Annotated in this window: 21 protein-coding genes; 11 read left to right on the top strand and 10 right to left on the bottom strand. The window is 68.7% G+C overall.

The window, feature by feature from the left end:
• Positions 1-233 (bottom strand): arsenate reductase/protein-tyrosine-phosphatase family protein (locus ACWGH4_RS02080; protein ID WP_453454500.1); only part of this gene is annotated, 233 nt, incomplete at its 3' end.
• Between the two features lie 7 nt (positions 234-240).
• Entirely contained in the window at positions 241-618 is a 378-nt protein-coding gene (locus tag ACWGH4_RS02075; protein ID WP_453454499.1) for a phage holin family protein, read from the bottom strand.
• A 51-nt stretch (positions 619-669) separates the two neighbouring features.
• Here ACWGH4_RS02075 and ACWGH4_RS02070 point away from each other — a divergent pair, with 51 nt between their 5' ends.
• The 4 genes from ACWGH4_RS02070 to ACWGH4_RS02055 all read left to right on the top strand — a co-directional run bounded on the left by ACWGH4_RS02070 (position 670) and on the right by ACWGH4_RS02055 (position 2,916).
• Positions 670-987, top strand: a complete 318-nt coding sequence (locus ACWGH4_RS02070) for a cupin domain-containing protein (RefSeq protein WP_005315079.1) — start codon at positions 670-672, stop codon at positions 985-987.
• Positions 988-1,115: 128 nt separating this feature from the next.
• Positions 1,116-1,328 carry a DUF5326 family protein gene (locus ACWGH4_RS02065; RefSeq protein WP_453454506.1) on the top strand — a complete coding sequence of 71 codons (213 nt, stop codon included), beginning with the start codon at positions 1,116-1,118 and terminating at the stop codon, positions 1,326-1,328.
• A 250-nt stretch (positions 1,329-1,578) separates the two neighbouring features.
• Positions 1,579-2,346 (top strand): IclR family transcriptional regulator, encoded by a 768-nt coding sequence (locus ACWGH4_RS02060; RefSeq protein ID WP_453454497.1) that lies wholly within the window; start codon positions 1,579-1,581, stop codon positions 2,344-2,346.
• 135 nt (positions 2,347-2,481) lie between these two features.
• Entirely contained in the window at positions 2,482-2,916 is a 435-nt protein-coding gene (locus ACWGH4_RS02055; RefSeq protein WP_441263300.1) for an SsgA family sporulation/cell division regulator, read from the top strand.
• 29 nt (positions 2,917-2,945) lie between these two features.
• Here the strand turns inward: ACWGH4_RS02055 and ACWGH4_RS02050 are convergent, their stop codons facing one another.
• A complete protein-coding gene (locus ACWGH4_RS02050) occupies positions 2,946-4,280 on the bottom strand; it encodes a YibE/F family protein (RefSeq protein ID WP_453454495.1) in 1,335 nt (444 codons plus the stop codon).
• A 196-nt stretch (positions 4,281-4,476) separates the two neighbouring features.
• Here ACWGH4_RS02050 and thiC point away from each other — a divergent pair, with 196 nt between their 5' ends.
• The gene (gene thiC / locus ACWGH4_RS02045; RefSeq protein ID WP_453454493.1) at positions 4,477-6,267 is read left to right on the top strand and encodes a phosphomethylpyrimidine synthase ThiC; all 1,791 of its coding nucleotides are present in this window, start codon (positions 4,477-4,479) and stop codon (positions 6,265-6,267) included.
• Positions 6,268-6,610: 343 nt separating this feature from the next.
• On the opposite strand, the gene ACWGH4_RS02040 is transcribed toward thiC, so the two are convergent.
• The 4 genes from ACWGH4_RS02040 to ACWGH4_RS02025 all read right to left on the bottom strand — a co-directional run bounded on the left by ACWGH4_RS02040 (position 6,611) and on the right by ACWGH4_RS02025 (position 9,385).
• Positions 6,611-7,852 carry a PP2C family protein-serine/threonine phosphatase gene (locus ACWGH4_RS02040; protein ID WP_453454491.1) on the bottom strand — a complete coding sequence of 414 codons (1,242 nt, stop codon included), beginning with the start codon at positions 7,850-7,852 and terminating at the stop codon, positions 6,611-6,613.
• Positions 7,853-8,206: 354 nt separating this feature from the next.
• On the bottom strand, positions 8,207-8,470 hold the full coding sequence (locus tag ACWGH4_RS02035) for a hypothetical protein (protein WP_453454489.1): 264 nt from the start codon (positions 8,468-8,470) through the stop codon (positions 8,207-8,209).
• 11 nt (positions 8,471-8,481) lie between these two features.
• Positions 8,482-8,805, bottom strand: a complete 324-nt coding sequence (locus tag ACWGH4_RS02030) for a hypothetical protein (RefSeq protein WP_453454488.1) — start codon at positions 8,803-8,805, stop codon at positions 8,482-8,484.
• A 4-nt stretch (positions 8,806-8,809) separates the two neighbouring features.
• Positions 8,810-9,385, bottom strand: coding sequence for a DUF5994 family protein (locus ACWGH4_RS02025; protein WP_453454487.1), 576 nt, complete (start codon positions 9,383-9,385; stop codon positions 8,810-8,812).
• Positions 9,386-9,682: 297 nt separating this feature from the next.
• On the opposite strand from ACWGH4_RS02025, the gene ACWGH4_RS02020 reads away from it, so the two are divergent.
• Positions 9,683-10,201 carry a DUF5994 family protein gene (locus ACWGH4_RS02020; RefSeq protein WP_453454486.1) on the top strand — a complete coding sequence of 173 codons (519 nt, stop codon included), beginning with the start codon at positions 9,683-9,685 and terminating at the stop codon, positions 10,199-10,201.
• A gap of 10 nt (positions 10,202-10,211) precedes the next feature.
• Positions 10,212-10,385, top strand: a complete 174-nt coding sequence (locus tag ACWGH4_RS02015) for a hypothetical protein (RefSeq protein WP_453454484.1) — start codon at positions 10,212-10,214, stop codon at positions 10,383-10,385.
• A gap of 274 nt (positions 10,386-10,659) precedes the next feature.
• On the opposite strand, the gene ACWGH4_RS02010 is transcribed toward ACWGH4_RS02015, so the two are convergent.
• The 3 genes from ACWGH4_RS02010 to ACWGH4_RS02000 all read right to left on the bottom strand — a co-directional run bounded on the left by ACWGH4_RS02010 (position 10,660) and on the right by ACWGH4_RS02000 (position 14,024).
• The gene (locus ACWGH4_RS02010) at positions 10,660-11,487 is read right to left on the bottom strand and encodes a hypothetical protein (protein WP_453454482.1); all 828 of its coding nucleotides are present in this window, start codon (positions 11,485-11,487) and stop codon (positions 10,660-10,662) included.
• 145 nt (positions 11,488-11,632) lie between these two features.
• Positions 11,633-12,730 carry a metallophosphoesterase gene (locus ACWGH4_RS02005; protein WP_453454504.1) on the bottom strand — a complete coding sequence of 366 codons (1,098 nt, stop codon included), beginning with the start codon at positions 12,728-12,730 and terminating at the stop codon, positions 11,633-11,635.
• 181 nt (positions 12,731-12,911) lie between these two features.
• Positions 12,912-14,024, bottom strand: coding sequence for a LacI family DNA-binding transcriptional regulator (locus ACWGH4_RS02000; protein ID WP_364587152.1), 1,113 nt, complete (start codon positions 14,022-14,024; stop codon positions 12,912-12,914).
• 402 nt (positions 14,025-14,426) lie between these two features.
• Between ACWGH4_RS02000 and hisC the strand changes: the two genes are divergently transcribed.
• The 4 genes from hisC (at position 14,427) to cydD (ending at position 21,921) form a co-directional block, all read left to right on the top strand.
• Entirely contained in the window at positions 14,427-15,506 is a 1,080-nt protein-coding gene (gene hisC, locus ACWGH4_RS01995; protein ID WP_453454480.1) for a histidinol-phosphate transaminase, read from the top strand.
• 251 nt (positions 15,507-15,757) lie between these two features.
• The gene (locus tag ACWGH4_RS01990) at positions 15,758-17,266 is read left to right on the top strand and encodes a cytochrome ubiquinol oxidase subunit I (protein WP_453454479.1); all 1,509 of its coding nucleotides are present in this window, start codon (positions 15,758-15,760) and stop codon (positions 17,264-17,266) included.
• Positions 17,267-17,289: 23 nt separating this feature from the next.
• The gene (gene cydB / locus ACWGH4_RS01985) at positions 17,290-18,291 is read left to right on the top strand and encodes a cytochrome d ubiquinol oxidase subunit II (RefSeq protein ID WP_453454477.1); all 1,002 of its coding nucleotides are present in this window, start codon (positions 17,290-17,292) and stop codon (positions 18,289-18,291) included.
• Between the two features lie 6 nt (positions 18,292-18,297).
• A complete protein-coding gene (gene cydD / locus ACWGH4_RS01980; protein ID WP_453454475.1) occupies positions 18,298-21,921 on the top strand; it encodes a thiol reductant ABC exporter subunit CydD in 3,624 nt (1,207 codons plus the stop codon).
• The last annotated feature ends 8 nt before the right edge of the window (positions 21,922-21,929 follow it).

The following is a 21,929-nucleotide window of genomic DNA, read 5'->3' as shown; positions in this document are numbered from 1 at the left end:
GCCCGGAACTGCCGGGCGGAGTGGTTCGAGGGGTAGCCGTTCGCCTCCAGGACCGAGACGGTACGCGGGTCGGCGCCGTCCCCCTCGTGCCACCCACCGGTGCCGGCGCTGTCGACACGCACGACGGGGCCGAGCCCGGCGTGCTCGACGAAGGCGCGGAAGACCGCCTCGGCCATCGGCGACCGGCAGATGTTGCCCGTGCAGACGAAGCAGACGCGATAAGGGGAGTTCATGCGCCGGTCAGTCCTTGTCGGGCAGGGCGAGGTTCAGCGCCCAGGAGACGACGGAGATGATCAGGCCGCCGAGCACCGCCGTCCAGAAGCCGTCGACGTGGAACCCGAGGTCCAGCTTGTCGGCGAGCCACGAGGTGAGGAGCAGCATCAGGGCGTTGATCACCAGGGTGATCAGACCGAGGGTGAGGATGAACAACGGCAGGGTCAGCAGCTTCACCACGGGCTTGACGACGAAGTTCACCAGGCCGAAGAGAAGGGCGACCAGGACCAGGGTCCAGGCCTTCTTGCCGGTGCTGTCACCGGTCAGTGTTATGTCCTGCAGCAACCACACGGCCACCCAGAGGGCACCGGCGTTCGCGATCGTCTTGACTAGGAAATTCATCATGTGTCTGATCGTGGCAGACGTGATCGGACCGAGTGCAGGGGCGGGACAGGCATGAAGGCATTCCGGCTGGACGAACTCGAGGCGGAGCGCGCCGCGAACGACGGGGCATACCTGCAATTCCTGCGGGAACGGAACATGTCGGTCGGCCTGTACGCGCTCGACGCCGGTGAGATCGACCCCCAGCTGCCCCACAAACAGGACGAGGTCTACTTCGTGGTCAGCGGCCGCGCGGCGATCACCGTGGGCATGGAGACCACGCAGGTGGGGCGCGGAAGCGTCGTCTACGTGCCGGCGGGGGTCCCGCACAAGTTCCACCACATCAGCGAGGACCTGCGGGTCATGGTGGTCTTCTCTCCGCCTGAGAGCTGACGGCCGACCCTGCCGGTCCCTAGGGGTTCGGTCAGGGGAGTTCAAGGGCTCGCGGGCCCCGTTCCACGCTCCCGCCCGCCTAGCATCGAAGGCAGGCAAACCGGAGAAACGAGGTAGGGACGATGGCTGTGCGGGAGATGCTCACGGGGATGCCGTGGTGGGTGAAGTGGGTGGCGATCCCTGTGATCGCGCTGCTCGTGTTCGGTGGACTCATCGCGAACGTCGTCGGGTTCGTGATCGGGCTGCTCTTCAAGCTGCTGGTCTTCGTTGCCCTCGTCGGCGGACTCGTCTTCGTCGTAAGGAAGTTCATGTCGTCAGTCGGCTCACGCGGTGACTGGTAGCCGCACGGCCCACCAGGGGCGCCGCCGTTAGCCCGGCCGGGGGAACGGCCGGGCAATCGGCGTACACGGTCAGGCCCTCCCGTTTAATGTGGCTGCCCTCTGCCGCCCCCTGGGAACACCGGCGTTCCCAACAGCACCTGTAGGTGTCCCGGGGCCGATGCCTGTCGAGGGCTCGGGGCTGCGGCGGCCGCGCGGGGGCGGCCCCCTCGCGGGTGGGCGTGCTGCCCGCCACCATGCCTGGGGGTGACCTGTGGCCGGGACGACGAAAGCCGCTACACCTACCCTGATCAGCTCCGTGCAGCGTGCCTTGAGACTGCTGGAAGCGGCAGGCGCACATCCGGACGGGGCTCCCGCGAAGCAGCTCGCACGCGAGGCCGGGATCCCTCTGCCGACCGCCTACCACCTGCTGCGGACCCTGACCCACGACGGCTACCTGCGGCGGCGGAGCGGTGTGTACACGCTCGGGGACGCCGTCGAACGTCTGGTCGGCGGTACGCCGGAGGATCGACACACCACCCTCGAGGACTCCCTCGCGCACTGGCGGGACGCGATCGGTGTCCCCGTCTATTTCGCCGTCTACCGCGAGGGCGAGATCGACATCGTCGCGGTCTCCGACACGCCGTACGCCCCCGCCGTGCCCGAGTGGGCCGACTTCCGGGAGACCGGACACGCGCATGCGCTGGGCCAGTGCCTGCTGTGGCAGCTCGACGAATCGTCTCGCCGCGACCACCTGAGCCGCCATCCCGTGCAGCCCGTGACGCCGTACACGGTGCGTGACGGGCGCACGATGCTCGAGCGACTCGCCGCGCGAGGGTCCATGGAGCCCGTCGTGGAACGGCAGGAATATGCACTCGGCACGGTCTGTGCCGCCATTCCGATCACTGTTGGTCGCCATGCCGCAACGATGGCCATTTCACTCCCGTTGGACCAGGAGGCCAGGCTGCTTCCGGCAGTTGAGCAGTTGCGCAGCCGAATCGGTGGGCTGTTGGGGTCACTTGCCTTCTCTATCAGTATCTGAAATATCACTCCTTGTGATCTGCTAGGCCTTCGACCACGATGGCGTCAAGAGGGTCTAGGGGGATCGTTCCTGGCCGTTTCCTTCTGCTTTGTCAGTGCGGGTTCATTCATTGCTTCATCTGCTGCGGGGTATGTGATGTGCGAGTCGGTCCAGGCCGAGGTTCTGATGAGGTTCCTCGTCTCCGAGGAACTCTCCTTCCGGATTCCGGTGGGACTGGATTACGAGACAGGAGATCCGTACGCGGTGCGGATGACCTTCCACCTGCCCGGTGACGCGCCTGTGACCTGGGCATTCGGGCGGGAGCTGCTGCTCGACGGGATCAACGGGCCGAGCGGGGACGGTGATGTGCACATCGCGCCCGTGGGACCGGAAAGCCTGTCGGACGTCATGATCAGGCTTCGCGTCGGCGCGGATTCCGCACTGTTCAGGGCGGGAGCGGCGCCGCTGGTCGCCTTCCTCGACCGCACGGACAAGCTGTTGCCGATGGGGCAGGAGCTCACGCTGGGTGACCTCGAGCTCAGCCTGGAGGAAGCGCTCGGCCGCATCCTCGCGGAAGAGAACGCCGGCTGACACGGCTGCCCCCGCCACTCGCCGTCCGCTCACGCCTTGCGCCGCCGCCCCCTGCCCGTCCGCACCGGCGCCCCGTTCTCCTTGCCCGGCCCCGCCGGACCGGAGCGGTCCGCGGAGACCACCAGGGCGGCGAGGACGGTGGTCACCGGCACCGACGCGACCAGGCCGATCGACCCCACCAGCGTCCGTACGATCTCCTCGGCCACCAACTCGCTGGTGGCTACGGTGCCCACGCTGGACTGCGCGATGGAGAAGAGCAGCAACAGCGGCAGAGCGGCGCCCGCATAGGCGAGCACCAGCGTGTTGACGACGGACGCGATGTGGTCGCGGCCGATACGGATGGCCGAGCGGTAGAGCGCCCGGGGCCCCATGTCGGGGTCCGCCTGATGCAGCTCCCAGACGGCCGAGGTCTGCGTCACCGTCACGTCGTCCAGAACGCCGAGCGAGCCGATGATGACGCCGGCCAGCAGCAGGCCGCTCATGTCGATCTCGGGATACAGGCCGTGGATCAGACCGGTGTTGTCGTCGGTGTTCCCACTGAGGCTGGCCCAGCCGATGAACAGCGAGCCGAGCAGCCCGATCAGCAGCAAGGAGATCAGTGTGCCGAGCACCGCGACGGAGGTCCGCGCGGTCACCCCGTGGCACAGGTAGAGCGCGATCAGCATGATGGCGCTCGCCCCGACCACGGCCACGACCAGGGGATTGGACCCCTGCAGAATCGCGGGCAGGATGAAGAGCGTCAACACGGCGAACGAGGCGGCGAGCGAGATCAGGGCCATCACGCCGCGCAACCGGCCCACGAGCACCACGACGAGAGCGAAGATCCCGGCCAGCAGCGCCATCGGGAATCCCCGGTCGATGTCCGTCACCGAGTACTGGAGATCGCGGGGCGCGTCCGGGGCGTACGCGACGACCACACCCTGACCCTCCTTCAACTGACGTGGCGCGTCCGGCTGGACGATCTCGATGAAGGTGCGGCCCTTGTCCTTGCCCGTGGTCACTTCGACGGTCGCCCTGGCGCACTGGCCCTGCTGCGAGTTGACCGCCTCGCGGCCCTCCGGCGTGGAGGTGTCGCCGGTCGGCGGGACCTGGGCGGCGTTGACGTCCTTGCAGTCGACCCTCTCGAGTGAGACCACCTCGCCCTGCTCCGTCTGGCGGTCGAAGCCGACACCGGTGCGCTCATGGCCGGGTGCGCCCCCCGGCCACAGTACGGCGAGCCCGACGAGGACTGCCGTCGCGAAGGGGATCAGAACAGCGGCGATGACCTTGCGAAGGTGCTTGGAGACTGGCGCGGCGGGCCCATGACTGTGCGCATGACTGTGGGCCTGGCCGTGCGGTTCTGGGGGCTGCGGCGATGAGGTCACGGACCGATCATCGCAAGAGCAGGAGGGGCCCTCTGTTCAGCACGCCAGATATGACGCTAGCGTGGTGGCACCTTTGCACACGCGGGAGCTCGGAGCACCGGGCTGAGAGGGCGCTGACCTTCGTACATCCGTACGGGACAGCTGCGCCGACCGCCGAACCTGTTACCGGGTAATGCCGGCGTAGGGAGTAGGTCTCATGACCGTATCGGACGCACGCACGCCTGCCTCGGACCAGAACGACGAGGCCGGGAAGTCCATCGGCTGGCACAAGGGATACGTCGAGGGTTCGCGCCCCGACCTCCGTGTGCCGGTCCGCAAGGTGCACCTCACCAACGGCAAGGACGTGACGCTGTACGACACGTCCGGTCCGTACACCGACCCGAACGTCGAGACCGACGTACGCCGCGGCCTGCCGCCGCTGCGGGAGAACTGGATCATCGGCCGCGGCGACACCGAGGAGTACGCGGGGCGGCCGGTCAGGCCCGAGGACGACGGAATCAAGCACACGTCGCCGCGCGGCGGGCTGCGCAACCTCGACGCGGTGTTCCCCGGCCGCCCGCGCCAGCCCCGCCGCGGACGTGACGGCCAGGCCGTCACCCAGCTCGCGTACGCCCGCCGGGGCGAGATCACGCCGGAGATGGAGTACGTCGCCATCCGCGAGAACGTCTCCCCCGAGGTGGTGCGGGAGGAGATCGCGGCCGGCCGGGCCGTTCTGCCGGCGAACGTGAACCACCCGGAGATCGAGCCGATGATCATCGGCAAGCGGTTCCTGGTGAAGGTCAACGCCAACATCGGCAACTCCGCGGTCACCTCCTCCATCGAGGAGGAGGTGGAGAAGATGACCTGGGCGACCCGCTGGGGCGCCGACACGGTCATGGACCTGTCCACGGGACGCAACATCCACACCACCCGTGAGTGGGTGCTGCGCAACTCCCCCGTGCCGATCGGCACCGTGCCGCTGTACCAGGCACTGGAGAAGGTCGACGGCAAGGCCGAGGAGCTGACCTGGGACGTCTACAAGGACACCGTCATCGAACAGGCCGAGCAGGGCGTGGACTACATGACGGTCCACGCGGGGGTACTGCTGCGCTACGTGCCGCTGACGGCGCGCCGCAAGACCGGCATCGTCTCGCGCGGCGGCTCGATCATGGCGGCGTGGTGCCTCGCGCACCACAAGGAGTCCTTCCTGTACGAGCACTTCGAGGAGCTCTGCGAGATCCTCGCCGCGTACGACGTGACGTACTCCCTCGGTGACGGCCTGCGGCCCGGCTCGATCGCGGACGCCAACGACGAGGCGCAGTTCGCCGAGCTGAAGACGCTCGGGGAGCTCAACTCGATCGCCAAGCGTTTCAATGTTCAGACGATGATCGAAGGCCCCGGTCACGTCCCGATGCACAAGATCAAGGAGAACATCGACCTCCAGCAGGAGATCTGCGAGGAGGCGCCGTTCTACACACTCGGTCCGCTCACCACCGATGTGGCCCCCGCCTACGACCACATCACCTCCGGCATCGGAGCGGCCATGATCGCCTGGTGGGGCACGGCCATGCTCTGCTACGTGACACCCAAGGAGCACCTGGGCCTGCCGAACCGTGACGACGTGAAGACCGGCGTCATCACCTACAAGATCGCCGCGCATGCGGCGGACCTCGCCAAGGGGCACCCGGGCGCCCAGGAGTGGGACGACGCGCTGTCCGACGCGCGCTTCGAGTTCCGGTGGGAGGACCAGTTCAATCTGGCCCTCGATCCGGACACGGCAAGGGAGTTCCACGACGAGACGCTGCCGGCCGAACCGGCGAAGACCGCGCACTTCTGCTCGATGTGCGGTCCCAAGTTCTGCTCGATGAAGATCAGCAGAAGCATCACGGAGCGGTTCGCCCCGGATCTCGCCATGACCAGTGACGATGACGTTGAAGCGGGCATGCTCGCCAAGTCGAAGGAGTTCGCGGAGGCCGGCCACCGCGTCTACCTGCCTATTGCGACCTGATCTGACGTCTCAGCGTCCCTCGGCATACGCTCCGGGGGACGCTGTCGTCTCTCACGAACCGCGCCGCGGCAGGACGCACTCCGGTGGCTCGAATCGGGCGGCGATCTCTGATGGGCCATTGTGACCGGCGCAGGCCGACGCGTTCGCGGGGCCGGGGAAGTCGCCGAGCTTCAGATCACCGTCCATGAACCGCCGATCAAACCAGGCACGACGAACGTGTTGGCTCGCCCCGATCGTTCAGCGAGTTTGGCCTCGGTGCCTCGCAGGTTCCGGTGATCTGAGGGCCCGTTCGGACTGCGGGCCTGTGCGCATCGGCTCCTTCAACGATGGGGCGGCTGTCGGCTCACTCCAGGATGGCGAGGTGGTCGGCGGCGCCCCCTCGCCACTCGATGAGGAACAGGGTCGCGTCGTCACTGGTGCTCCCGCCCCGTTCCTCCTTCAGGGCGTGGGAGAGCGAGCGCACCACCGCCCGCACTCCCTCCCCGGTCTGCTCGATGCGGTTGACCCAGTGGATGAGCTGTTCCTCGCCGAACTCCTCTTCCCCGGCTTCGTGCTCCTCGATCAGGCCGTCGGTGAAGCACAGCACCCGGTCGCCGCGCAGGAGCACCTCCTCGCTGACCTGGGGCTTCTCACCTCCGAAGCCGACCGGGAAGGTGGTGGGGCCATCCAGCCGACGCAGGACCTGGTGGTTGCGGATCAGCAGTGGTGCGGGGTGACCCGCGTTGACCCACTGCAGGTGGCCCGTTGCGATGTTCAGACGCATCATCTGCGCGGTGACGAAGTGTTCGGGGCCGAACTGCTCGGCGATGGCCCGGTCCATGAACGCATAGATCTCGGACAGGCCGATACCGGCCCGTCTGGAGTGCCGGTAGGCGCCGATGGCGACGGTGGCCATCGTGGCGGCGTTGAGGCCGTGGCCCATCGCATCGAGCACGGCCACGTGCAGGATGTCGTCGTTGAGTGCGTAGTCGAAGCTGTCGCCGGCGACGTTGTAGGCGGGCTCCAGGATTCCGGCCACCGCGACCTGGGGGACGGACATCACCAGCGGCGGGAGCAGAGACCACTGGATCTCCGCGGCCACGCTCATGGGTTCACGGCGCCGGGTGAGGAAGAACTGGTCGGTGTAGCTGTGCTTGGTGACCAGCATGTCGGCGATCAGCCCGGCGAGCCTGCGCAGCAGACGCCGGTCGTCGTCATCGACGGTCTCCAGGGTGAGGACCAACACTCCCACCTGGTCGCTGCCGTCCAGCAACGGCAGATACATCCGAACGCCATCGGCCTGCGGTACCTCGACAGGGGCCGCGTTCAGGAAGGCCGTGCCGGCATGGGAGCCTCCGATCGGCTCAGGCTCACCGACGCTCAGCCCCCTGCCCGGCAGCGGCATGAGCAGGAGCTGTGCATAGTCCTGCAGGAGGATCGAGATGTCCCGGCCACCGACCCGGGCCACCTCTTCCGCGATCAGCGGGGCGATCAGCTGCGGCGGCATCTCGTGCGCCCGGTCCAGCAGCACCCCCAACAGCCGCTCACCGAACCCCTCCGACCGGTCCACCCTGCCCTTGCCGGGCTGCCGATCGCCATCCGCCATAGAAGCGCCCTTCACGTCACCAGCCCTGCTTTCACGTTCGCCTGCCGCGCCGGCTGTCTCCAACGAGTGGGTCGCCCGGGGCAGCCGTGTGCTGGGATTCGATGCCTTGCTGCCAGGATCCGCTCGATTACTTCCGTCGCGTCGACCGTGCGCAACGGCCCCGGCGTTTGCACACCGGGGCCGCTCATCCAGGCCGGTCGCACGTGAGAAGTGCGCCGACCCATGCACAATGCTATGCCTATGCCGCTTCTCCGGCATAAGGGACTCTTCAGGCAATGCATTCTTTACAGTCGAGACCGTGATGAGCCCGTCGCCCGCGAGATACTCGCAGGCTGCGGCCAGTCCTGCCTTTCCTCAGACTTCGTCCGTCTGTGTGCGGTCCTGCGCGGAGGGTCGACTGGTTTCCAGCCAGGGCTGTTCCCGCTTTGCCGTGTGCGTCGTGTCCACCGTGAGGTGGAGGCGGGTTCCGCCGTCGCTCCCCGCGGGGTAGCTGCGCTGTTCGGTGGCGGCGAAGCGTTGACGGAGTGCCTCTGCGACCTGACGGGCGGCCTCGGGGGATGCCGCGACGATCCGCACCTCGGCCCGCCCGTCCGAGGGGGGTTGTTCCGTTGGCTTCAAGGTGGCCTCTTTCATCGGGACGCCGTGCCGGTGGGCGGACGCTTGGCGCCACCCTCACCGGCACGGCCTCCGTCAGGAGACAGGTCAGGCGTCATCGGCGGCCCCGTCTCGGTGTTCGCCTTGAGTGGTGACGAGCGCGTTGGCGGGGACGGCGGGCGACCCGGCATGTCCTTCCGGTGTGGGGTATTCCGGCTCCGTCGGCCGATTCCTGGCAGGGCATCGCCGTAGTGGAATGCTGCGATCCGTTCGTCGTGCCGGCCGTTGAGCCGATGGATGAGCAGCACCCCGATGATGATCATGGCGATGATCGCGGACACGGTGATGGCGATTTCCATGTCCTCACCTCCCTCGGGCGGAGCTTATGGATCCGGGCGGGTTCGGATTCGGGTTCTCGGCCGCTCCTGAGGCGTGCCCGCCTTCGGTTTCCCACTCCTCTTCCCGGTCGAGCGACTCCCTCGCCTCACGGGAGGTGTTCTCGTTCGTCATCAGAGCGCTGGCGCTGGCGAGCCCGCCGGGGGTGGTCGCGGTGGCAATCAGCCGGGCGGCGGCAGCCGCGTCGGTCTCCGGCGGGATGACCAGTAGGTCCCAGCGGCCGGCGGTGTAGGAGAGGAGGATCAGCTTGTGCGGGTCCTGCTCGTCGGCGAACCAGCCCACGTGCACCGTGTGCCCGGCCACGGGCACCTTGCGCGGGATCTTGGGCCAGTGGGTCGGGTTCACCGTGACACGCGTGATCCGGCCCCAGCGTGCGTCCAGCACGGCGATGAGAGCGGGGAGTTCACGGGAAAGATCGCGAGAGCGAGGCCACCAGGCACCATCCAGCAGACCTGGAACCGGCCCCGTCGGGGTCAGAGACAGGCGGGCCGGTGGTGAGGTCACGCGCTCACTGATGGTCATACGGTCGATCGTCGCGGTCATGGCGCGGACCTGTCCCCGGGGCTTGTCTTCGACGTCCCGGTGTTAGTTGCCCGCCGAGAACGACACCGACATGGAAGCCGGTGTGCGAAGTACTCCCGGTTTCTCCACTGTACTCCGGCCAAGGTCCGGTGAACCCGCACGTGACCAGCGACTTCCATGGGAACCCGGGTACGCATCCGCAGCGCACGGCAGGCCTGGGCGTGGGCTCACGGAGTACGTTGAAACCGGAAGGCGCGCCGACGTTGCCCCAGGCGATCAGCGAACGCTAACCGAATCCCGCAGACGGGTGAGCCCACCATGTCCGACGCCGAAACCCCGCGTGAACCGAAGCTTCTGCCAGACGCGATCCACAAAGTCGTCAAACCTGGAACCGCCCTCCTGCGGCTGGAGACGACACATGCCCGCGAGGGAATCCTCGACGGCGCATGGTGGCCGCGTTCCCGCGACGTCGGTGCTGAGCTTCCCTTGCTGATCACCGCGTTGACCGAGCATCTCGGACCTGTCACCCGCGTCGGTCTGGACGCCGGCGCCTGGGAGGAACTACCGACACGTTTGATCATCGGAGACCGGGTCGTCCACATCGACTCCTTCCCGGTCGGCGACGACACCGTCCTCATTACCCGAGGCGATCGAGATCACTTCTCCCTGTTGGTGATCCCCCCGGACACGACGCCCGACGCGGCACGCGCCGCGATGGCCCGAGCTGTCGGCGCCGACAACGCCACGGCCGAGCAGATCCTCATCGACACCGGCACCGGCGGGACACACCCGATCGTCATGGAGCACCCGCAGACGGGCCAGAACACCGCGACATGAGGCGATACGGATGGCTCTCTTTCTCCTACTGATCATCGTGGCGATCGTGCTGGGCATCATCGGAGTGATGACCGAGGGACTGTTCTACCTGCTGATCATCGGCGTGATGCTGCTCGTCGCCGACCTCGTCTTCCTCCGCATCCGCCTGGGCCGCCGGAGCGCAGGAAAGCGCCGCGTCCGGTAACCGGCGGCTGAAGGCTCCACGACAGGGCGGCGGACCTGCCGTATCCGGACCGGCTGCGGTGCCCAAGTCCCGTATGCAGTACCGCGAGGGCTGCTCAGGCCCAGGAAGGGGTCGGCGGCGACGACCCGCTGACCAGTGACGCTGAGGCGTGGGCCGGGATGCTGGCGAAGTCGGTCTGCTGCTCGCGGGAGGGTCCGCTGGCGCGCCCCGTTCCCGGTGCCGTGGCCACGGTGATCGGGCTGCTTGGCCTGCGGGTCTTCTTCAGCCTCGTCCATCACTCCGGTCGGTGTTCCGGGCCGCCGAAGTCGGGGCTCGTGAAGTCCGGGCTGGTGAAGGTCGGCCGCTGCCCGGCGGTCGACCCCTCCGCCGGGCTGGAGAACTCCGGTCCGCTGAACCCGATCTTGGGGATCCGGCTGACCGGCCGCGGTGGTGCGGTGGACGCCGGATCGGCGCTCGGGTCGGCAAGGGCTGCCCGCAGGAACGGCAGGATGCCGCGCTCCAGGAGGGCGTGGCGCCAGGCGTCCTTCGCTCTGGACACCTCGTCCGGCAACTCTCCGGCGGGCACCTCTTCCGCCACTTGGGCGGCACCGTTGCGCAAGGCCGTCAGAAGCAGCCCCACCGCGGCGACCAGGATGGCGGCGGCCGTGAGGGCGCCGAAGAACCACCCGGCCGTCAGCAGGGCGTCGGCGAACGACGGCGTAGGGCTGAGCATCTTCAGGATGTAGCCGACGAGCAGGAAGATCGCCGCGGCGGTCCCGGCGAGGACGGGGGCGAGCACCGCGATGACGGCGGCGAAGCCGGCGCCGCCGCCGTCGGCGCTCTGCCCGACGGCGGGGGACAGCACGGAGCCGCTTGCCGAGGCGGCCGCCGACGTGCGCATCTCCCGGCGCACTTTCACGTAGTGCTCGTACTCGGCAGCGGCGGAGGCCGCTATCAGTGCCGTCGCGTTGAGCGCCATGGTGCGCAACTGCTCGGCGTTGAGGCGTAGTCCCACGGCGGCGAGGTCAGGGCGTTCATGGGCGTTGCGCAGTGCTTCGTCGAGGACCCGCTGGTACTCGGCGCGGTCCTCGTTCAGCAGGTGCGGAGCGCTTTTCATGTGCATCCCCCGATGCTCCGTAGGGCCGGACGGCCCGTACGACGGGCGGTCGAGCGGAAACGGAGGAGAGTCTGCTACGGATACGCCGATGGTAGAGCGGTTACGGCACAGGGTGACAGGGGGTTTCCGTAAATCGCCCGCCGCAGTCGGCTCAGTCCGTCAGGGGGAGCTGCTGGACAAGAAGCTTTCCGGCCATGGTCACGCCGCCGTCCATGGCGATGGCGAGCCCGTCCGCGTAGACGTGCGGACCCTCGACCACCGGGCGGTCGCCGTCCTCGCCGTCCTCGGTGCCCACCTCGCCCAGCAGGTACGGGATGGGGCTGTGACCATGGACGATGCGCCGGCCGCCATAGGCGGAGAGCAGCTCGCGCACCGCCTGCGGTCCGCCCTCGTCGCGGAAGGCGAAGCGCTTGGTGAACTTGCGGAACAGGTCCCAGCATTCGTCCGCGTCGCCCCGGGTGAGGACCGCGTGCACGGTGTCGTTGACGTCCGCGATGGTGGATCCGTAATCGAGGTACGCGGTCGTGTCGGAGTGCAGCAGGAGGTGGCTGTCCTCCTCGACGATCGCGTCGAGCCTGGCCATCCACTGCAGATGGACCTCCTGCAGCCGGTCCATGTCCGTCTTCTGGCCGCCGTTGAGGAGCCACGCGGCCTGGAAGGTGGCGGTGCCGGCACCGGAGTTGACGGGCGTGTCCCCGAAGCGTTTGGCGCCGATCAGCAGCAGTTCGTGGTTGCCCATCAGGGCCTTGCAGTAGCCGCCGGCAGCGGCGGCCTCCGCGGAAAGGCGCATGACCAGGTCGATGACGCCGATCCCGTCGGGACCGCGGTCGGTGAAGTCGCCGAGGAACCACAGCCGGGCGTTGCCCGCGGCCCAGTGACCTTCGGTGTCGATGAGGCCCTTCGCCGCCAGGGCGGCGACGAGCTCGTCGAGGTAGCCGTGGACATCGCCGACGACGTACAGCGGGCCCCGACCGTCGGGAGCGGGCGCCTCGTCCGGGTCGACATGGATCTGCACGGTGTCGCCCGGGCCGCCGCGGCCGATGACGGGAAGGTCGCGCGCGGTGGGGGTGTAGCCCTCGGGCGGTTCGCCCTCGGGGAAGGCGTTGCCAGGATGGCCCGAATGGATCGGGTCCGCTGTGTGTGACTGCACGGGAACCTGCGCGTACGGCGGTACGCGGAAATCGCGCAACGTCGCCGTCCGGACCACGGGTCCTTGACCGGCCCCCTGAGTCATCGACCCCTCCACCACCGTCGCGCCGCCGTTCACCTCTCGGCCCAGCCTGGTCGGGGTGGTCCGCGGTGTCGTTCGCCCATCATAGGAATGAGCCAGGCGGTGTGTGACGCACCAGGGGTGGTGAAATCCTTGCGCATCCCTGGTTCGCAGGTTGTTTCGTCCCAATTGGGAAGGTCCAGTCCTTTGTGGGGACGGTTCAGTTCTTCGAGGGAGACCGTGGTGGGCTCACGGTTGTCCGCGGAGGACGGCGCTGCGACGAGGTCCTGACGATCAGTTCGGTCGGTATCACCTGCTCGACCGGCCGGTCCTCGTCGATTCCCTCGATCGCGTCGATCAGCAACTGGACGACCGCCGTGCCGATTCTGCGCGGCTTGAGCGAGAGCGTGGTGATCGGGGGCTCCGTGGTGGCGTACACGGTGGACTCGCTGCAGCACACGAGGAGCAGATCGTCGGGGACGCGCAGGCCGTACCTGCGGGCGGCCGCCAGCAGATCGGTGCCGTTGGGGTCGAAGAGCCCGTACACGGCGTCGGGCCGGTCCGGCCGGGCGAGCAGCCGGTCGGCGGCGACGGCGCCGGCGCACGGATCGTGCGCGGGGTAGGACTCGTAGACGGGGTCCTGGCCGACGCGTTCGCACCAGTTGAGGTAGGCGGTCGTGGACAGCCGGGTGTACGTGTCGGTGGTCGTGCCGGTGAGCAGGCCGATGCGGCGGGCCCCGGCGGCGGCGAGATGGTCGAGCAGATCGAGTACGGCGGCTTCGTGGTCGTTGTCCACCCAGGCGGTGACCGGGAGGGTGCCTGCGGGGCGGCCGTCGGAGACGACGGGCAGTCCTTGGCGTACCAGCTCGGTGACGACCGGGTCGTGGTCGGAGGGGTCGATGACGACCGTGCCGTCGAGGGCGACGTTCGACCAGACGTCGTGTCGTGAGGTGGCGGGCAGAATGACGAGTGCGTAGCCGCGGGCGAGCGCGGCCGAGGTCGCGGCTCTGGCCATCTCGGCGAAGTACGCGAACTCCGTGAAGGTGAAAGGTTCATCCCCGTACGTCGTCACGGTCAGGCCGATTAAGCCCGACTTTCCGGTACGGAGGGTGCGGGCCGCGGCGGAAGGGCGGTAGCCCAGCCGGTCTGCGACCTCGCGGACGTGTCGGCGGGTGGCGTCCGGGAGCCGGCCCTTGCCGTTGAGGGCGTCGGAGACGGTTGTGATGGAGACCCCGGCCGCGGCGGCCACGTCCCTGATGCCTGCCCGGCCTTGCCTACCGCTCCGGCGGGATGTGTCCGTCCGGCTCACCTGATGCTTCCCTGCTGCTGTCATGGCGTGCCGATAGTAGGGCTCGCGCAGGTGGGACGGCCGGTCGCATATGCGCACGTTGACAGGCACGTTTCTGCATGATCACTTAGCGCCGACTCCCTTGGAAAGTGCGGGAGTTGGAGGTCAGCACAATGGAGTGTCGGGTGCCAGGCCGCCGGGGCCTGGCGAAGGCTCCATGTCTCGAAGAGGTCTCAACTCATCACTACGGGGGATGCGCGCCACGGCGCGAGCCACCGGCGCGTGTCACGGTCGCGAGCGCTCCCCCCGGATCGGTCCTCGGAAAGCCCGCCCCGAGGGGTTCGCGAGGTTCCGTGCCTCCGGCCGTTCGCAGCGGAGGTGAATCCTCATAAGGTGAGCAGTATTGGTTGAGTACCGATGTGCACGGACGGTCGAGGAGGACCTGCGGTGAGCGAGACGAGCCCCAAGCTGCGCGCCGAGCTGGACGGCATCCCCACATACAAGCCGGGCAGGCCCGCGGCGGCCGGCGGCCCGGTCGCCTACAAGCTGTCCTCCAACGAGAACCCGTATCCGCCGCTGCCCGGCGTGATGGAGAGCGCGATCGCCGCGGCGCAGAACTTCAACCGCTACCCCGACATGGCCTGCACCGGGCTGATGAACGAGCTCGCGGACCGGTTCGGCGTGCCGGTGACCCACCTGGCGACGGGCACCGGCTCCGTCGGTGTGGCGCAGTCGCTGCTGCAGTCCACCTCCGGACCCGGCGACGAAGTGATCTACGCCTGGCGCTCCTTCGAGGCGTACCCGATCATCACGCAGATCAGCGGAGCGACGTCCGTGCAGGTCCCGCTGACCGAGGGGGAGGTGCACGACCTCGACGCCATGGCGGAGGCGATCACCGACCGGACCCGCCTCATCTTCGTCTGCAACCCGAACAACCCGACCGGCACCGTCGTGCGGCGGGCCGAGCTGGAGCGGTTCCTGGACCGCGTGCCCTCGGACGTACTGGTGGTGCTCGACGAGGCGTACCGGGAGTTCATCCGCGACGCCGACGTCCCCGACGGACTCGAGATCTACCGTGAGCGGCCGAACGTCGCGGTGCTGCGCACCTTCTCCAAGGCGTACGGGCTGGCGGGGCTGCGGGTCGGCTTCGCGGTCGCCCATGAGCCGGTGGCCGCGGCGCTGCGCAAGACGGCGGTCCCCTTCGGTGTCAGCCAGCTCGCGCAGGACGCGGCGGTGGCCTCGCTCCGCGCCGAGGACGAGCTGCTGGGGCGGGTCGGCAGCCTGGTCACGGAGCGGGCCCGGGTGCACCATGCCCTGGTCGAGCAGGGCTGGACGGTGCCCGAGACGCAGGCGAACTTCGTCTGGATGCGCCTCGGCGACCGCACGCTCGAGTTCGCCGCCGCGTGCGAGAAGGCCGGCGTGGTCGTCCGGCCGTTCGCGGGCGAGGGTGTGCGCGTGACCATCGGTGAGTGCGAGGCGAACGATGTGTTTCTGCACACGGCGGAGATGTTCCGCAAGGACGCCTGACGCCTGGCCGCCCGACGCCCCTGGAGGGCGGCAGGCGGTCTGACCAGGCAAGATCTTCGGGCCCCCGCGAGCGTTCTGCTCGCGGGGGTTCTCTGCGCAAGGGGCACCCCCGGTCAAAGTGTCCGAATGGCTGTGCGCAATAATGCTTGTGAATGTGAACGCGTTCACAAGCGCGTCCCGGTTGCTCCCGGAATCAGCCGAAGGGAGGGGACGGCTCCCGCTGTGACCACGGCGACGTAAGGAGAGACGACGTGGACCTCGCTCTGGCGCCAGAGACCTTGGCGCGATGGCAGTTCGGCATCACCACCGTCTACCACTTCCTGTTCGTCCCCCTCACGATCTCGCTCGCGGCACTGACCGCCGGCCTGCAGACCGCATGGGTGCGCACGGGTAAGGAGAAGTACCTCAGGGCCACCAAGTTCTGGGGAAAGCTCTTCCTGATCAACATCGCCATGGGCGTCGTCACGGGCATCGTCCAGGAGTTCCAGTTCGGGATGAACTGGTCCGACTACTCGCGCTTCGTCGGTGACGTCTTCGGTGCCCCGCTCGCCTTCGAGGCGCTGATCGCCTTCTTCTTCGAGTCCACGTTCATCGGTTTGTGGATCTTCGGCTGGGACAAGCTGCCGCAGAAGATCCACCTGGCCTGCATCTGGATGGTCTCGATCGGCACGGTCCTCTCCGCCTACTTCATCCTGGCGGCCAACTCCTGGATGCAGCACCCGGTCGGCTACCGGATCAACGAGGAGCGCGGACGGGCCGAGCTCACCGACTTCTGGCTGGTCCTGACCCAGAACACCGCACTCACCCAGTTCTTCCACACCATGACGGCGGCCTTCCTCGTCGGAGGCGCCTTCATGGCGGGCATATCGGCCTTCCACCTGGCGCGCCGGAAGCACATCCCCGTCATGAGGTCGTCCCTGCGGGTGGGCCTGGTCACGGTCGCGGTCGCCGGTCTGATGACCGCTGTCAGCGGTGACCTGCTGGGCAAGGTGATGTACGAGCAGCAGCCCATGAAGATGGCGGCCGCCGAAGCCCTCTGGGACGGCGAGGCGCCCGCGCCGTTCTCGGTCTTCGCCTACGGCGACGTCGACGAGGGCCACAACAAGGTGGCGGTCGAGATCCCGGGCCTGCTGTCCTTCCTCGCGCACAGCGACTTCGACTCCCACGTCCCCGGCATCAACGACGTCAACGAGCAGCTCCAGGAGACGTACGGGCCCGGCGACTACCGGCCCAACATCCCGGTGGCCTACTGGGGCTTCCGCTGGATGATCGGCTTCGGCATGGCCTCGCTCACCATCGGGCTGATCGGGCTCTGGCTGACCCGCAGAAAGTTCCTGCTGCCCGCCGCGTTGCGCACGGGCGAGGACGAGGTCCCCAATCTGATGCTCTTCAGGAACAAGGCGCTCAGCCCTCGTCTGGGCCGGTGGTACTGGCTCATCGCGCTGTGGACGATGGCCTTCCCCCTGATCGCCAACTCCTGGGGCTGGATCTTCACCGAGATGGGCAGGCAGCCGTGGGTCGTCTACGGCGTGCTGCGTACGCGCGACGCGGTCTCCCCCGGTGTCTCCCAGGGCGAGGTTCTCATCTCGATGACCGTCTTCACCCTGCTCTACGCCGTGCTCGCGGTGATCGAGGTCAGGCTGCTCGTGAAGTACGTCAAGGCCGGGCCGCCCGAGCTCACCGAGGCCGACCTGACCCCACCCACCAAGATCGGCGGCGACGACCGTGACGCCGACCGGCCGATGGCCTTCTCGTACTGAGTCCGCTGAGGAGCTGCTGAGGCATGGAACTCCACAACGTCTGGTTCATACTCATCGCCGTCCTGTGGATCGGCTACTTCTTCCTGGAGGGCTTCGACTTCGGGATCGGTGTCCTCACCAAGCTGCTGGCGAGGGACCGCACCGAGCGCCGTGTGCTGATCAACACCATCGGCCCGGTCTGGGACGGCAACGAGGTCTGGCTGCTCACAGCGGGCGGTGCCACGTTCGCCGCGTTCCCCGAGTGGTACGCCACCCTCTTCTCGGGCTTCTATCTGCCACTGCTGCTGATCCTCGTCTGCCTGATCGTGCGAGGCGTCGCGTTCGAGTACCGGCACAAGCGGGCGGAGGAGCGCTGGCAGACCAACTGGGAGCACGCGATCTTCTGGACCTCGTTGCTGCCGGCCTTCCTGTGGGGCGTCGCCTTCGGGAACATCACGCGTGGCGTGAAGATCGACGAGAACAAGGAGTACGTCGGCGGTCTCCTCGACCTCCTCAACCCGTACGCGCTGCTCGGCGGGTTGGTGACGCTCACGCTGTTCACCTTCCACGGCGCGGTCTTCGCGGCGCTGAAGACGGTGGGGGACATCAGGACCCGCGCCAGGGCACTGGCCGTGAAGCTGGGGGTGCTCACCATGGTCCCGGCGCTCGGCTTCCTGCTGTGGACCCAGGCGTCGCGCGGGGACGGCAAGAGCCTGGTTGCGCTGATCGTGGCGGTGCTGGCGCTGGCCGTGGCGGTCCTCGCGGTGAAGGCGGGCCGGGAGGGCTGGTCGTTCGCCCTCTCGGGCGTGACCATCGCCACCTCGGTGGCGATGCTGTTCCTGGCGCTCTTCCCTGACGTGATGCCTTCCTCCCTCGACGAGGCGTGGAGCCTGACCGTCACCAATGCCTCGTCCAGCCCGTACACCCTCAAGATCATGACGTGGTGCGCGGCTATTGCTGCCCCGCTGGTGATGCTCTACCAGGGGTGGACCTACTGGGTGTTCCGCAAGCGGATCGGCACCCAGCACATCGCCGATGCGCACTAGCGGGGGATGTTTCACGTGAAACCGATCGACCCGCGGCTGCTTCGGTACGCGCACGCGACCCGCCGCTTCCTGGCCGCAGTAGTGGTGCTCGGGATCGCCGGAGCGGTCCTGGTCATCGCCCAGGCGATGCTCGTCGCCGAGGTGGTGGTGGGAGCGTTCCAGCGAGGGCTGTCCGCCTCGGAGCTGGGCACACCGCTGGTGCTGCTGGCGGCGGTGGCGGTCGGACGTGCGGCCGTTTCCTGGCTGACCGAGCTGGCCGCCCACCGCGCGAGCGCCGCCGTGAAGTCCGAGCTCCGGCGCCGGCTCTTGGAGCGGGCCGCCGAGCTGGGGCCCGGTCGGCTGAGCGGGCAGAACACGGGATCGCTCGTCGCGCTGGCCACGCGAGGCGTCGATGCGCTGGACGACTACTTCTCGCGCTACCTGCCCCAACTGGGGCTCGCGGTCGTGGTGCCTGTCGCCGTGCTCGCCCGGATCGTGACGGAGGACTGGGTCTCGGCCGCGATCATCGTGGTGACGCTGCCGCTGATCCCGGCCTTCATGGTGCTGATCGGCTGGGCGACCCAGTCGAGCATGGACCGCCAGTGGCGGCTGCTGTCCCGGCTCTCCGGCCACTTCCTGGACGTGGTCGCGGGGCTGCCGACACTGAAGGTGTTCGGACGGGCAAAGGCGCAGGCCGAGTCCATCCGGGCCATCACCACCCAGTACCGCCGGGCGACCATGCGGACACTGCGGATCGCCTTCCTGTCGTCCTTCGCGCTGGAGCTGCTGTCGACGCTGTCGGTGGCCCTGGTGGCCGTCGGGATCGGCATGCGGCTGGTCCACGGCGATCTGGATCTGTACACGGGACTGGTGATCCTCATCCTCGCGCCGGAGGCGTATCTGCCGATCCGGCAGGTGGGTGCCCAGTTCCACGCCGCCGCAGAGGGACTCTCCGCGGCGGAGGAGATCTTCGACGTGCTCGAGACCGTACCGCGGCGGGGCGGCGGAGCTCCCGTTCCGGCCGCACTCCGGCTGGAGGTCGACGGGGTGACGGTTCGCCACCAGGGCCGTGGCGAAGCATCGTTGTGCCGTACGTCGCTCGTGGTGGAGCCGGGTGAGACGGTCGCCATTGTCGGGGAGAGCGGCGTCGGAAAATCCACCCTGCTCGATGTGCTGCTGGGCTTCGTGGACCCGGCAGAAGGGCGCGTACGCGTCGGTGGCACGGATCTGGCTGATCTGGACATGGAAGGGTGGAGGCGGCAGATCGCGTGGGTTCCCCAGCTGCCATACCTCTTCGCCGGAACGATCGCGGAGAACGTGCGGCTCGCGAGGCCGGACGCGGACGACGCGGCCGTCATGGGGGCGTTGCGGGAGGCGGGGGCGTACGAATTCGTCGCCGCCCTTCCCCAAGGGCCGGACACGCTGATCGGCGAGGACGGCGCCGGTCTCTCCGCCGGCCAGCGGCAACGGCTGGCGCTGGCAAGGGCCTTCCTCGCGGACAGGCCGCTGCTGCTGCTCGACGAGCCGACGGCCGCGCTGGACGGGGCCACAGAGGAAGGCATCGTCGAGGCGGTGGGGCGGCTGGCCGAGGGGCGGACCGTGATGCTCGTCGTACACCGCCCGGCGCTCCTGGCGGTGGCGGACCGGGTCGTCACACTCTCCCGGCCGGCAGCCCCGCGGGAGGCAGAACCCGGTGCACCGGCGGTGCCGGCGGGCAAGGGGGCGGCGGGAGTGAGTGCGGCCGATCCGACGTCGTCGGAAGGTCCGGCCCCGGCCCGGGCTCCGGGCACGCAGGCACGTCAGCCGCTGGTACGCGTACGGGAGGCCGCGCGTCACCTGCGCGGACGGCTCGTACTGGCCCTGCTGCTGGGCAGTCTCGCTCTCGGCTCGGCGGTCGGGCTCATGGCCGTGTCGGGATGGCTCATCTCCCGTGCGTCCGAACAGCCTCCGGTGCTTCACCTGATGGTGGCCGTGACGGCCACCCGGGCCTTCGGCATCGGTCGGGCCGTCTTCCGCTACGCGGAGCGGCTCGTGTCCCACGACGCCGTACTTCGGATGCTGGCCGAGATGCGCGTCGCGGTGTACCGCAGGCTCGAACGGATCGCGCCCGCCGGACTCGGCCGGACAAGGCGCGGTGACCTGTTGTCCCGGCTCGTCGCCGACGTGGACGCGCTGCAGGACTACTGGCTGCGGTGGCTGCTGCCTGCCGGAACGGCCGTAGTGGTCGGCGTGGGATCGGTCGGTTTCACCGCCTGGCTGCTGCCCGAGGCCGGCCTGGTCCTCGCCGTCGGGCTGCTCGTGGCCGGAGTGGGCGTCCCGCTGATCAGCGGAACGATCGCCCGGCGTGCCGAACAGCAACTCGCCCCGGCCCGCGGCCTCCTGGCGACCAGGGTCGTCGATCTGCTGCGGGGAACGGCCGAACTGACCGTCGCCGGCGCGTTGCCTCGGCGTCTCTCGGCGGCGCGCGACGCCGACCGGGCACTGACCCGCATCGCGGCACGCCAGTCCGCCGCCACCGCGCTCGGAGGTGGGCTCTCCGCCCTCGTCTGCTCCCTGACCGTGGTGGGTGCCGCACTCGTCGGTGTACAGGCGGTGGCGGCGGGGCGTCTCGACGGGACCAGCCTGGCGGTCGTCGTGCTCACACCGCTCGCCGCCTTCGAAGCGGTCTCCGTCCTGCCTCTCGCGGTGCAGTACCGGCGGCGGGTCGCACGCAGCGCGGAACGGGTGTACGAGGTCATCGACACGCCCGTTCCCGTACGGGAGCCCGCCGAGCCGGCGGCCCCGCCCGCCACGGCCTTTCCGCTGGAGCTCCGCGGGATCGGCGCCCGGTACGCGGGCCGGCGGCGGGACGCGCTGAGTGGGTTCGACCTGACGCTGACCCCCGGGAAGCGCGTCGCCGTCGTCGGTGTCTCCGGTTCGGGGAAGACGACGCTCGCGCAGGTGCTGCTCCGGTTCCTGGACGCCGGATCGGGGACGTACACCCTCGGCGGTGTGCCCGCCGCTGAGATGGAAGGCGACGCCGTGCGGCGGTTCGTTGGGCTGTGCGCCCAGGACGCCCACCTCTTCGACAGTTCCGTACGCGAGAACCTCAGGCTCGCCCGCCCCGACGCGACGGAGGAGGAGCTGAGGAGAGCGCTCGACGACGCCCGCCTGCTGGAGTGGGTCGATGCCCTCCCCGACGGACTCGACACCCTCGTCGGGGAGCACGGCGCCCGGCTCTCCGGAGGTCAGCGTCAGAGGCTGGCCCTGGCGCGGGCGCTCCTCGCCGCCTTCCCCGTACTCGTACTGGACGAGCCCGCCGAGCATCTCGACCTGGCGACGGCCGACGCGCTCACCGCCGACCTGCTGGCGGCGACGGAAAGGCACGCGACGCGTCCGGGAGGCATCCAAGGGGCGACAACCGCCCCGGCCGAGGACGGGACGGGGCCGGCCGTCACCGCGACGGCGCCGGCGGCCGTACTCATCACCCATCGGCTGCGCGGCCTGGAGGCAGTCGACGAGATCGTGGTGCTGGAGTCCGGACGTGCGGTCCAGCGAGGGACGTACGAGGACCTTGCCGCGATCGAAGGACCGCTGCGGACGATGCTCGAACGCGAGCAGGCCACCGACCGGATCGGCACCCGACTTTCCCTGTCAAATAGGACTAATTAGTCTCGGGA

The organism is Streptomyces sp. NPDC054847 (genome assembly GCF_053610925.1).
Note: the sequence above shows the minus strand (reverse complement) of the source record. Positions and strands in the feature narration are given on the sequence as shown.